The sequence below is a fragment of the Microcoleus sp. D3_18_C4 genome, from assembly GCF_036702355.1.
Classification (GTDB): Bacteria; Cyanobacteriota; Cyanobacteriia; order Cyanobacteriales; family Microcoleaceae; genus Microcoleus.
This window is the reverse complement of sequence record NZ_JAUBTF010000029.1, coordinates 37,652-50,222: the sequence shown is the minus strand read 5'-3', so window position 1 is coordinate 50,222 and position 12,571 is coordinate 37,652. Positions and strand designations below refer to the sequence as shown.

Annotated in this window: 6 protein-coding genes; all 6 read right to left on the bottom strand. The window is 44.3% G+C overall.

Going from position 1 to position 12,571, the window contains the following annotated elements; genetic code table 11:
* Positions 1-15: 15 nt before the first annotated feature.
* The 6 genes from QUA90_RS15945 to QUA90_RS15920 all read right to left on the bottom strand — a co-directional run bounded on the left by QUA90_RS15945 (position 16) and on the right by QUA90_RS15920 (position 12,565).
* Positions 16-1,134, bottom strand: a complete 1,119-nt coding sequence (locus QUA90_RS15945; protein ID WP_333325574.1) for an ATP-binding protein — start codon at positions 1,132-1,134, stop codon at positions 16-18.
* Between the two features lie 4 nt (positions 1,135-1,138).
* Entirely contained in the window at positions 1,139-4,846 is a 3,708-nt protein-coding gene (locus QUA90_RS15940; protein ID WP_333446481.1) for a PAS domain S-box protein, read from the bottom strand.
* 83 nt (positions 4,847-4,929) lie between these two features.
* Positions 4,930-7,716, bottom strand: coding sequence for an adenylate/guanylate cyclase domain-containing protein (locus QUA90_RS15935; RefSeq protein ID WP_333446479.1), 2,787 nt, complete (start codon positions 7,714-7,716; stop codon positions 4,930-4,932).
* Between the two features lie 57 nt (positions 7,717-7,773).
* A complete protein-coding gene (locus tag QUA90_RS15930; RefSeq protein ID WP_333389478.1) occupies positions 7,774-9,330 on the bottom strand; it encodes a PAS domain-containing sensor histidine kinase in 1,557 nt (518 codons plus the stop codon).
* The gene (locus tag QUA90_RS15925) at positions 9,327-9,863 is read right to left on the bottom strand and encodes a Rab family GTPase (protein ID WP_333325584.1); all 537 of its coding nucleotides are present in this window, start codon (positions 9,861-9,863) and stop codon (positions 9,327-9,329) included. Before QUA90_RS15925 ends, QUA90_RS15930 begins: the two co-directional genes overlap by 4 nt.
* Before the next feature lie 2 nt (positions 9,864-9,865).
* Entirely contained in the window at positions 9,866-12,565 is a 2,700-nt protein-coding gene (locus QUA90_RS15920; RefSeq protein WP_333446477.1) for an OmpA family protein, read from the bottom strand.
* Positions 12,566-12,571 lie beyond the last annotated feature (6 nt).

Here is a 12,571-nt window from a genome sequence, read left to right as displayed (position 1 = left end):
ACTACTAGCTACTGACTACTGACTACTGACTAAAAAAGGCAGCGTGACAATAAATGTAGTACCTTTGTCGATCGCACTTTCCACACTTATTGTACCGCCGTGCAGGTCAACGATGTGTTTGACAATGCAGAGTCCCAAACCCGATCCTTTAATCTTGCCTACATTAGCACCCCGTTCAAACTGCTGAAATAGTTTTCCTTGATATTCCGGTGTCATCCCAATTCCCTCATCTCGAACGCACAAAATTATTTGTTGGTTTTCGCAGCTTAGGTCTAAACTTACCTTCCCACCGTTGGGAGAATATTTAATAGCGTTTGAAAGCAAATTAGTCAGAAGGTGGTGCAGTAGTTTGGCATCGAGATTGGCGTGCAGCGGATTTGTGTGACTGCGGAAATGTACTAGGTGTTTTTCGGTGACGATAGGTTGCAGTTCTTCTAAAATAGAATTGCATAAATCCGTCGCATTGATCGGATTTAAGTTTAAGGAAATTTTCCCGGATTCTGCTTTGCTAAGCATTAAAATATCTTCCAGCAGCCCACTCATCTTACTGACGGCTTTTTTAATTCGGTCAACATTTTTATTGCTAGTTCCGGGGTTTCTCTGCAAGTCGCTATCTTCTAACATTTCAGCCGATAACTGTATGGTAGTTAAAGGAGTGTTTAAATCGTGGTAAGCCATTGAAATAAAGCGCGATCTATTTTCGCTTTTTTCTGCTGCTAACGCCATTAATTTTTTCAACATAACTGCTTCTTGATGTTTGCTCAGTGCTATCTTGATAGTGGCGTGCATTTCTCTTTCTTTAAAAGGTTTGAGTAGGTAGCCGTAAGAACCAGTATTTTCGGCTCGCTGCAAAGTTTCGTCGTCAGCATAGGCAGTTGTATAGATAATTGGTATATCTAATTCTTGATTAATTATTGCTGCTGTTTCTATGCCGTCAATGTCGCCTTTGATAACTATATCCATTAAAATTAAATCGGGTCTTAGTTCGTGGGCGCGCTGGATGGCATCCGCTCCTGAAGAAACTATATCGGCGATTTGATATCCCAATTTCTCTAGTTTTGGGGATAAATTTTTAGCAATTAACAGTTCGTCTTCGACAATCAAAATCTTAATTGGTTTTTCGGCAAAACTCATATTCTTACAATCTTTGAAAGTAGTTTAACTCGTTAAATTTTAAGTGAAAGGATGTACCAAATTCTCTGGATATTTCGATGGTTCCTTCTAACTGCTCGGTTAAAGTGCAGACAACTTGAAACCCCATCGAGTGAGTTTTCCGAAAATCTAAGTTTTGAGGAAAGCCAATGCCGTTGTCCTTAACTAAGAGGTTGATTTCTCGATCGCCCGTTTGATAACATTCTACACTAACTGTACCAGTTGTGCCATCAGGAAAAGCGTGTTTCAGCGTATTTGAAACCAATTCATTGGCAATTAAACCGCAGGGAGTAGCGGTTTCAAGATTTAGGGAAATTGGCTCAGCTAATACCTGCAACTGAATTTGGTTGTTGCTAATATTGTAAGAGTGAAACAAATTACTTACCAAATCTTCGAGATATTCACCAAAATTAATTTGCGCTAAATTAGTCGAACGGTACAGTTTTTCGTGAATCAGAGCCATAGAATAAAGGCGATTCTGACTTTCTTCAAACATTTTGCTTACTTGCGGGTCGGCAACTGTGTTCGATTGCAATTCTAACAGACTAGCCACCACGCAGAGGTTGTTTTTGACGCGGTGGTGAATTTCTTTGAGCAAAATTTCTTTTTCTCTGAGGGAGTTTTTTAAATTTGCTTCCGCTTGTTTGCGGTCGTTCAGTTCAGCTTGCAGTTGCTGGTAAAGTAAAGATTGCTGAATGGCGATCGCCAATTGATTCACCAACTGCTGAAATAAATTGATTTCCCATTCTTTCCAATCACGAGGCCGATCGCATTGGTGGGCAATCAGCAATCCCCAAAGTTTGCTGTGCTGAATAATCGGCACTACTAACTTTGCCTTAACTTGAATTTGTTTCATAAACTCCATCACACAAGGTGTAATGCTGGGAGAATCTAGTTCGGAAATTGCAGAAATTCGCCCTTGCAAATAAAGCTGATAACTGTCAGGGGGAAAAACCTCTTCGCCAAAACATCTATCTACGAGTTGGCTGCATCCTTCTGCCACGGCTTCAGCAATGACTCGCCCGCCGCTTTTGGGTAAAAGTTGATAAACCAAAACTCGATCTGCTAATAATACTTGCTGGAGTTCGGCAACCGTGGTGTTGAGAATTTCCTCTAATTGCAAAGACTGGCGGACACGACGGGCGATCGCCTCCACAAGCCGTTCTTGCTCGAACTGCTGCCCCCTAGCGAGTTCGGCGTATTTAGAATTGCTAATATCAGCGGCATAACCAATAATTTCGATCGGAATGCCCATGCTGTCAACCAATAATTTTAGTTCCGTCCTTAGCCAGCGGTAACTTCCGTCTTGGTGTAGAAAACGATACTCGCAAATGCAATTTTTTTCCTCGGATAAATCCAAAAAATTCACGAGAAATTGTGGTCGATCTTCAGGGTGAATCCGGCTCGACCAAAATTTACAATCTGCTAACAATTCTTGGGGATCGTAGCCAACGATTGTCTGAACGTTGTCGCTGATGTAAGTAGTACAAAAGTCCCCCGTCGGTGCGGCGGTAAAAATTACCGCCGGATTAGAACCCAGCAAAAATTGCAGGCGTTCTTTTAACTGCTGAAATTCCATTTCTGCTCGCTTACGATAACTGATATCTTCGATCGCCCCCATACTGTAGAGAGGAATGCCCTCGCGATCGCGGATCAACGTCACCGTCAAGTTTGCCCACATCAGCTCGCCATTCTTCTTAATCAAGCGTTTTTCCCTTTGGAAGCGAGAAATCTTGCCACAGATCAACTGCTTGACTTCCTCTACATCTGCGTGTAGATCTTCTGGATGCGTGAGTTCACTAAAAGTCATGCTAGCCAACTCCGAATCGCTGTAGCCCAACATCTGGCGGTGAGCTTCATTCACTTTGATCGTGCGGTAGTCGCGCACGCTTGCCAAACCAAGCGCGATCGGAGCATCGTCAAATAAGTTGCGAAACTTTTCCTCACTCTTTTGCAATGCAGCTTCTGCGTGTTTGCGAGCGGTAATGTCTCGGGCTACCCACATCACCCGATCACAATCCAGTGGCGAAATACTGGCATCAAACCAAAATAATTTGCAGCCAATTTCCATCCTGTATTCAACTCTGTGGGTTTCCCCAGATGCCAATGTTTGGCGAATGTGGGCCAGGGCAAAATTAGCTTCCGCTTCTGGGAAGATTTCGGCGAGGGTTTTGCCCAGCACTTCCGGAGCAGGTTTGTACAGCAGTTCGGGAGCCGTGGGGGCGATTTTGAGGTAGCGACCGCTTGCGTCGAAAACCAGCACGATATCCGTCATGGCGTTAAACAGCGCCAGCAGTTCGGCTTCGGAGTTTTGAAGTTTTTCTTCGGTCAATTTGCGATCGGTAATGTCGGTGTCAGTGCCAGTCAGGCGTAATGCCTTGCCAGAAGCCGATCGGATCGCGCTGCCGCGGGCAAGTATCCAGCAGGTGCTGCCGTCTTTACGCACCATCCGGTGTTCTACTTCATAAATTTCTGTCACACCCTCTAGATAAGCATTTACTGCTTCCTCGACGGCAACTTGATCGTCGGGATGAACGTGAGACGCCCAATTTTCCATGCGGTTAGGAATCTCTGCGTCCTGATAGCCCAACAAAGCTTTCAAAGACGGAGCAATATAGATTTCGTCGGTTTCCAAATTCCAGTCCCAAACCCCCACTTTGCCTGCCGATACTGCCATTTCGTACCATTGTGTCCGCTGCTGCACTCTCCGTTCTAACTCTGCATTGAGCTGCTGCAAAGCGATTTCTGCTTGTTTGCGATCCGTGACATCCCGGCCTGCTGCTTGATACTCGACGATTTGTCCGCTCTCGTTGAATATAGCCCGATCGATCCACTGCTGCCAGCGAATTTCCCCGCTCGGCAAAATTACTCGATGTTCGCAGGTAAAAATAGGGTTTTCGGGAGACACAGAAGTATATTGCTGTTGAAAAATTTCTCGGTCTGCTTCTGGCAGTAGCGACATGAAGCATTTGCCGAGTAAGTCGAACTGCTGCAGGCCGAAATAACGGCAGTAAGCTTGATTGACAAAAGTTATTTTACCGTTGGGGAGGTAGCGGCAAATCAGTTCGGTTTGGTCTTCCACAATCGCCAGGTAGCGCGCCTCGCTCTGCCGCATGGCATTTTCGGCATTTTGGCGATCGCTGACTTTTTCTAGTTCACAATTACCCTCTAACAGTTCGCATTGTTCCTGGAGTTTTGCCACTTCTTGATGCAGTGCCTCTATCCAGCTATACATTGCTGGGCGAATACTTTTTTCGCTGACTATACCTACTGGCTGACCCCGTTCATCTACAATTGGCAAGTAGTCGAGCGAGTATTGACAAAATAGCTTGAATGCGGTAGTAATATCTGTAAATTTTGATTCTTGTAAGACAATTAAATTCCGCGTCATTGCCTCGGCAACTTTCATGCCTTGCCATCCGTATTCGGCCGCGGCTAAGTTCAGCACATCTTCCGAGCTTAGCAGTCCGACTAGCTGATTTTCATCGACAACTAAGACGCAATTAATCGATGCTTTTACAGTTTCGTTTGAGTCGGGAAGTGCAGGTGAATTAGGCAGTGGGCAGGGGTTGCTCGTCCGACGCATCAGGGCGATCGCCTCTGGGAGCGAAGTTGAGGGATCAACCGTCACAGGGTGGCGATCGACAGCTTCGTCGGGCGATCGTAAATTGGCCGACAAATTAGCAAGTTCCATTAGTCTTGGTCAAAAAGTATTGCTAATTAACTTTAGCAACACTTTTCGTCATCAGCCAGATGACTGATGAATGATGAGCTGCCTTATTTTATGCCAAGGAGAATATAAGTTTTCATTCCCCCTTTGCCCTTAACTTCAATAGTTCCCCGCTCCTGAAATACATATTTGTGTTCCAATAACTTATAAGTAGTTTCGCTGACTTGAATCCGCCAAGGCAAACCGTGAGATTCCATGCGAGAAGCAATATTTACTGTGTCGCCCCACAAATCGTAAATAAACTTTTTTATGCCAATTACTCCGGCAACAACCGGGCCGCTGTGAATGCCGATGCGGATGCTGAAATATTTATTATGGCTAGCATTAAATCGGGCTATTTCTGCTTGCATATCTAGCGCCATTTGGGCGATCGCCTCTGCGTGGTCTGCCCTAGGTTCAGGGAGCCCTCCCACCGCCATGTATGCGTCGCCGATGGTCTTGATTTTCTCTAGGCCGTGCTGTTCGCACAAAAGGTCGAATCCTGAGAAAATCTTATTTAGGATCTCCACAAGGTCGATCGGATTCATGACGGCAGACAAAGTAGTAAACCCCACAATGTCTGCGAACAAAACAGTCACTTCAGGAAAGTATTCGGCAATAGTAGTTTCGTTTTGCTTGAGGCGTTCTGCTATTGCCTTGGGCAAGATATTTAACAGCAGCTTTTCTGATTTTTCTTGTTCTTCCCGCAGAGCATCTTCTGCTTGTTTGCGTTCCGTAATGTCGTGGTAACTCCAGACTCTGCCGATAATTGTATCTCCCAGCCGCTGCGGTTGCGAATAGCGTTCAAAAAACCTGCCGTCTTGAAATTCCAACAAGTCGTAACTTTCGGCTTCTGGCTGATCGTAAAGCGATTCTATTCTCTCTTGGAATGCTTGGGGGTCTTTGAGTTGGTTCAGGACAAAGGCGATCGTTGTGGCGTCGTCTCGCAGTGCCATCACTTCATCGGGTATGCCCCACATTTCCACAAATTGTCGATTGAAAGTGACAATTTTTCCGCTCCTGTCAATCGCTAAAATACCGTCCGCAGTAGAATCAAAAGTTGCTAGCAGCAGGGACACAGATTTTGCTAGGGCGTCTTCGGCCATTTTTCGAGCAGTAATGTCTCGCAAAATAGCGCGAATTGCTACTAGCGAACCTGCCGCAAATTTACAGCTTATGCTACCTTCTAGCAAAATTTTTTCATAATGTTTAGTAACAAATATTAGTTCAATAGAGTCTGGATATAATGTATTTTCATTGACTGTTTTTTGAGTGATAGCTTGATATAATATATCCAAACTTTCGGGGAAACTGTTCGGATGAATAATATCAAAAACAGTCATTTGAGCAATTTCTGCTTCGCTGTAGCCCAGAGTTTCCCGCCAAGCCCGATTCACATACAAAAAATGACCGTCCGCTCCTATACTTTGAATTAAATCAGTAGCATTTTCAAATAAGTCTCGCAGTTGTTCTTCGCTTTCCCGCAAAGCTATTTCCGCTTGCTTACGCTGGATAAATTGACCGATTTGGCTACCGATTGTTGCCATTGTCTGGAGCAATTCTTCATCAAAATACTGCACTTCGCGACTGAAGAAAATTATCACCCCCAAAACAGACTTTGCAGATTTTTCCGGCTCGTAGCCGCCCAAAATTGGGAAACCAAAAGCTCCGTGCAGTCCTTCTTCAGCAGCAATTTCTCGACGCAGACAACTGTCGCTTTTTGTGACATCTGCAATCCACTGAGAGGAACCGCTGGCCCAAACGAAACCGGGCAATCCTTCGCCAAACGCACAAGTCATTTGTTCGGTAAATTCGACAAATTTAGGGATAGAAAGTGAGCGTTTTGTCCAACTGGCGACACAGCGAAGCAAATTGGGGTCGGACACTGCAGTTATTCTCTTAGTTTCTGACAGCAGTTTTTCCCCAGCTTCTGGCATCCAAAGTTCGGCGGTATCCCATCCCAAACTGTCGCAAATTACGGGGAGAATTGCTGCTATAGCTTTTTTGATTGTTTCGGATGCCGACAGGATGCGAGTGGCGACGTACTGAGTTATTTGTCGCTTGCGGGCGCGCTGTCTATCTGTGACATCGCGGCCGATGTAAACGAAATCTTGAAGGGCGGGCCCAGAGCCAGAAATACCTTTAATGTCAGTCGAAATCGCCGTACAGGAAAACGAAACTGTTAGCTTTTCTCCGGTTTTTGCCGTGCAAATTACTTCCGCGTGAGTTTGCGATTGTTGAGGCTCATCTTGGCTAACTGCTTGCAAAGAGGAGCCAAAAGCAGCAAGAGCGTCTATTTGCTGGCCTACTAATTCTGATTCGCTGTAACCGAACAAATCTTGAGCAGCTTGATTGACTTTTTTAATCTTTCCCGATGCTGTTGTTACCAACAAAACTTCGGCCATTGAACTAATAATTTTTTCAACATAATTATTAGTAGCCGCTAAGGTACTCAATAAAATATCCATTTCATTGGTAGCTTGGACGAGAGTTTGTTCTAAAGCCATCCTGTCGCTTACGTCTTGAAAAAATATAATTAATCTCTGATAATTCTCGTCATTGGTGAACTCCACGATATACATATCAAAATAAAGCCGCGAACCATTTTCTAATAGTCGCGTCATCGCTTTTAATTCAAAATTTGGCAAACGTTTTTCAAAAATATCGATTAAAATTTCTTCAGTTCCCACCAATTCTGGAAAGGGAATGCGGACATCCTTGCCGGCGACTACTTCTTCGGGACAGTCGGCAAACCGCTGCACTTGCAGAGAGATTTCTTGGATTAAAAAATCTTTATCCAGTGCTAGGTACTCCAAGTGGTGGGGAACTAACAGTTTTTTTAACAGGGTTTTCATGTGAGATTCTTAGTAGTGAATGCGCCCTTTGGATCGAATTATCTAAAATCAATCTATTTATCTCTGTTTCTTAAATGGAATGCTGACTATAAAGGTAGTGCCTACCCCTATCTCGCTGGAAAATTCGATTTGAGCTCCGTGCAAATCTACACACTGCTTGACTATGGATAAACCCAGTCCTGTACCGGGTATTTTTCCGACATTTTTGGCTCGATAATAAGATTCAAATAGTTGTTCTTGGTCTTCTAGAGGAATGCCAATGCCGGCGTCTTTAATTTTAAATATAGCTTCTTCATTATTCTGACAATTTAATTCAAAATAAATATGGCTGTCGAGGGGCGAATATTTGACAGCATTTGACAGCAAATTTGTCAAAATGTGCCGCAGCAATTTTGCATCTAGTACGGGCAACTGTTCCGTTTCCTGCGAGTCAGTATCATTTTTTTGCGGGGGCGTAACTAATTCTTGATAAATAAAGTTAATTGTATGATTTTTTCCATAACTAATTTTAATTGATTCTACTAACTCGCTGCAAAAATTTTTTAAGTTGACTGGTGCGGGATAGAATTCGAGTTTTCCGGCTTCGGCGCTGCTGAGTAACCGCACGTCATCTAATAGCTGAGCCATTTGTTGAGATGCTGATTTAACGTGTTGCAGGTATTGTTGTTTTTCCGCGTGGGTGATTTCGTCGCCGTAGTCTTGGAGGATTTTAGTCGCAAATAATACTGTACTTAAAGGATTGGCGAATTCGTGAGCAATCATCGAGAAAAAACGAGATTTTACCTGTCTGAGTTCTTGCTCTTTTGCCAAAGAGCCGCGAATTTCTCTTTCTTGTTGTTTGCGTTCTGTGATGTCCCTGCCGACATAGATGAAATCGTAAAGTTCCTGTAATTCTGTCTGAATTGCCGCACAGGAAAATTCTACCCAAATTTCTTCTCCTGCTTTAGTAGTGCAGACTATTTCTAGTTCTCTACGCAGCTCTTTCTGAGACAAAATATAGCGGTGGCGAGCTTGGTAAATTAATTTTTCTTCGACTACTATTAAAGACAGTGGGTTGCCGATCAATTCTGCTTCGCTGTACCCAAATAACCATTGTGCCGATTGATTGACAGTTTTGATAGTTCCTAATGTTGTTGTCACCAACAAAGCATCGCCCATCGAACGAATAACTTTATCTATATAATCTTTAGAAGCGGCTAAGGCACTAACCAAAAGATTAGCTTCATTCGCCCTCTGAATCAACGATTGCTTCATTACCATCTTTTCGGTGGTATCTTCAATCAAAATTAGCAATTTACTTGGCACCTCTTCTTGTTCCTCTTCATATTTGATAGCCAACATATCAAAGTATAAAGGGCGGTTCTGGTCGGCAAACCGAGCGATACCTTTGACTTCAAAACCCGGCAGCCGTCCCATAATGATAGACATGAGGATATTTTCAATGCCAATCAGTTCGGGAAAACTCAGGCGAGCATCTGCACCGGGTATAGCGTCGCCCGGAATATCGGCATAATGCTGCACTTCGGCGGAGGTTTCCTGAATGATGAAATGGTGATTTACTAGAAAATACTGTGTTTGTCGCGGGCCTAACAGCTTTCTTAACAGTGGATTCATACTTGTTCTACCATTGTGTAAGCTAGTTTGTAGAAAATTTCGTCAACGTCTTTGCCTGTTTTAGCAGATGTCGTGTAAACTCCTATTACTTTGTCTTGACCTATCGAATGGGACATTTCCACTAGCAGCGCCAATTTTTCCTCGTCAATCAAGTCTACTTTGTTCAAAGCGACGATAATTGACCCTTTAGGATTGACTGAAGAATAAAGCTGAATGTGTTCGGAGATTCGCTCAACTGTTTCGGAGCGGCTGACATCGGCAACTATTAAAACGCCGCTAGCTCCCTGCAAGTAAGTCGGTGCTATTCCTTTGAATTTTGTATGTCCTTCTAAGTCCCAAATCAGCAACTTTGCAGTCACGTTTTCCCGCTGTTTGACCCCTTCTAACTCTACGATTTTGCTGGAAATTTTTACTCCCACAGTGGAGAGGTATTGGTCGCTGAATTGCCGATCTACAAAACGGCGGATTAGGCTAGTTTTACCCACGCCAAAATCGCCGATCATACACATTTTTTTAGATATAGCAACTGACATAATTATTTACTTTTTATGGTCTTAGTTATTGGTTCAAATACCACGCATCTGCTTAAAAGTCGTGGTTGATTGGGTTCCACGTCGCCAGGAGGATGGGGGATGCCAACCGTTTGGAGGCGCTTTGGGTCAGCACCTTGCTGCACTAAAGCATCTCGCACTGCTGCGGCACGCTTCAGCGACAACTGTTGATTTGTAGCAAGTTCTCCGCTTCGATCGCTGTGCCCAATTATCTTAATCTGTTTTTGAGGATATTGATCCATGAAATTTTTGACACTGGCGATCATTTCTCCGTATGTTGAGTCTAATGTTGCCATTCCTTGCTGGAAGTAGATGCGGGTGGTAATTTTCAGCGGCTCTAATTTAACTGTGCTAATCACCGATTGAACGCCGGGAATTTGCTTCATCGACTGAGCTATTTTCTGTGCCTCTGCACCGTCTCTAACTGTACCTTCTACAGTCACTTTACGATCGCCATAGCCCGTAGAAATAGAAACGCCCTCTTTCTGATTCAAAACAGCGGTAATCCGCTGCACCTCGGCCGCCGTCAAAACTGGATCGGGGGGCACATCTACAGCTAATATTCTATTATCTAATTGCAATTTTGGTGCAGTTGATGCGACTATTTTTTCGGCTCGTGTCCGCAATTCTTGATTTGGCAACTTTCCGCTTAGCTTTAAAGTTTTGCCATCTACTGCAACATCTAAGCGGTAAACTGCTAATTCGGGAGTCGAGGCTAAAGCTGCGACGGCATTTGCCTCGAGGCGACGGTCAACGCTGCTGCGGTACTGATAACTTCCCCAAGGTACTAAGATTAAGCTCAGGGCGACTAAACCGATACCCGCTAGGGCGATCGGGGGTTTTTTTGATTTTTCCCTTTGCAACGGATCGAATAAACTTTGTATGAACGGGTGCAGCGAGTCCGGTATAGTACCGGGATCGCCGTTAAACTCGTGAATTACTTGAGCATAATTAAGGATAATATTAGTAACGGTTTGTCGTATTTTGTTGATGAACGAATGTGGCGGTTCTCCTTTAATCACGACTGCCATGTAGCAGTATCCCGCTACTTCGAGCATAATTTTTGAGTCGCCGTATTCAATTTGATTGAGTTCGGAAACTTCTCCGGGCTGCACGATGCACTCGTTAACGAAGCTGCGAATAGCTGTGAGCATTCCTGCTACCATTTCTGATTCTAACTGGTAGGTTTCTGAGTTTTGAACTTCGGAAATTATTAAGCCTGATGCTTTGTGAATTAAGAATGCTGCTTGGATGGTAAAGGGTACTGATTCTTTGAGGATTAATTCGGCTTCGGAGACTCCTTGTACTTTGGAGCGAATTTTGCGCTGAACTCCTTCGACGCTGAGGGCATTTGACACTTTTTCATTGATTGTCTTGATAGCTTCTGCCATGTATCTGGCAATAGTATTGCCAATTACGGGGTAGAGGGCATCCACCATTGCGTCGCGCTCGAGTTCAATTTGGGCTGTAATCGCTTTGCCCATTTCCGGGGCGAGGGCTTGAGCGATCGACTCTTGGTCAAGGCGAATTTGCTCTTTAATTGCCAGACCAATTTCTGGGGCGATCGCCTTAGCAATATCCGCTGGGGAATTCACGATTTGTTGAGCAAGTGCGTCGGGAAGCAGCTCAGCTATTGCTGCACTCATTGCCGACTTGTTTTCCTGAGTTTTTGCCCTAATCACTTCGTCAATAATTGGCCCGATCGCCTTAACAACTTCTTCTCTCGAATCAGCAATTTTGCGGCTGAGAATTTCTGCGATCCAAGGCAACATCAACTCAATCAACTCTTGGGGCTCGTAGATTTGGTGCTCCAATTTCCCTAATTTATCGTCGATTGTTGCCATCAGGTGGCGCACCCCCGGCAAATCGTTTTCTGCCAGCAGATTTTTGACTTGCTCGATATCTGATATTTTTGAGCCGAAAATCAGATTTTGCAGCGTTTCCATGGCGCTGTCGGCTTGATTTAAGTCCTGTTTAATTTGGCCTAATATTTCTGTCGGCTGTTCTAGTAAGTTTGGGATTTCTAGAGCCGAAGCCATCGCAGCATCTAAATATCCAGTTTCTAGTGGATTGGAGACTGTGGAAACTATGGGATTATCGGGAATTTCCGAGGACTTTGACTCAGTTTCGGAAGCGGAAACATCCTGTAAATGCCGATCGAACTTGTGGGATTTTTGAGCCTTTACGTACTGTAGAGAATCTTTCGTTGTCAAGTTAGACAATTCTTCGACAGGCTTTGATTCCTCCTCCAAATCCGGCTGGGCGATCGCGGAAACATCTATAGTTTTAGCTGAGGAATAGTCTTTTTCCAGTTCTGAAGTGTTGAGTTTGTGAGTAGCGAATAGCAAACTTTTGAACTCGTCTGCAACAGACGGGGCATCGCTAGACTCGGGTTGGCGAGATCCAGTTTCGGGTACACTCGCTGCAACTTCCTCTGGCGCTTGCTCAGAAATACCTAACAAATCCATCAACCCGCCGAGGGCCCCAGCTTGATTATTTTCGCCACTGTTGTCATCTTCGGGTTCTGCATTTTGCTGGTTGGAACCAGCAATAATTTTGAGATCTACTAACAGATTCAGCAAGGGTTCTAGCTGGGTTGCTGCATCAGCAGCAGACTCGTCAGGTTGAGAAACAAAACCCTCTAACTCATTTTCGTCAGCCGGATTTTCTTTCGGTAAAGCCATGCGTTA

What these genes read in the sequence shown, in the direction of transcription:
- QUA90_RS15945 (WP_333325574.1), bottom strand. Translation starts at nt 1,134, where the DNA reads ATGAGTTTTGCCGAAAAACCAATTAAGATTTTGATTGTCGAAGACGAA.
- QUA90_RS15940 (WP_333446481.1), bottom strand. Translation starts at nt 4,846, where the DNA reads ATGGAACTTGCTAATTTGTCGGCCAATTTACGATCGCCCGACGAAGCT.
- QUA90_RS15935 (WP_333446479.1), bottom strand. Translation starts at nt 7,716, where the DNA reads ATGAAAACCCTGTTAAAAAAACTGTTAGTTCCCCACCACTTGGAGTAC.
- QUA90_RS15930 (WP_333389478.1), bottom strand. Translation starts at nt 9,330, where the DNA reads ATGAATCCACTGTTAAGAAAGCTGTTAGGCCCGCGACAAACACAGTAT.
- QUA90_RS15925 (WP_333325584.1), bottom strand. Translation starts at nt 9,863, where the DNA reads ATGTCAGTTGCTATATCTAAAAAAATGTGTATGATCGGCGATTTTGGC.
- QUA90_RS15920 (WP_333446477.1), bottom strand. Translation starts at nt 12,565, where the DNA reads ATGGCTTTACCGAAAGAAAATCCGGCTGACGAAAATGAGTTAGAGGGT.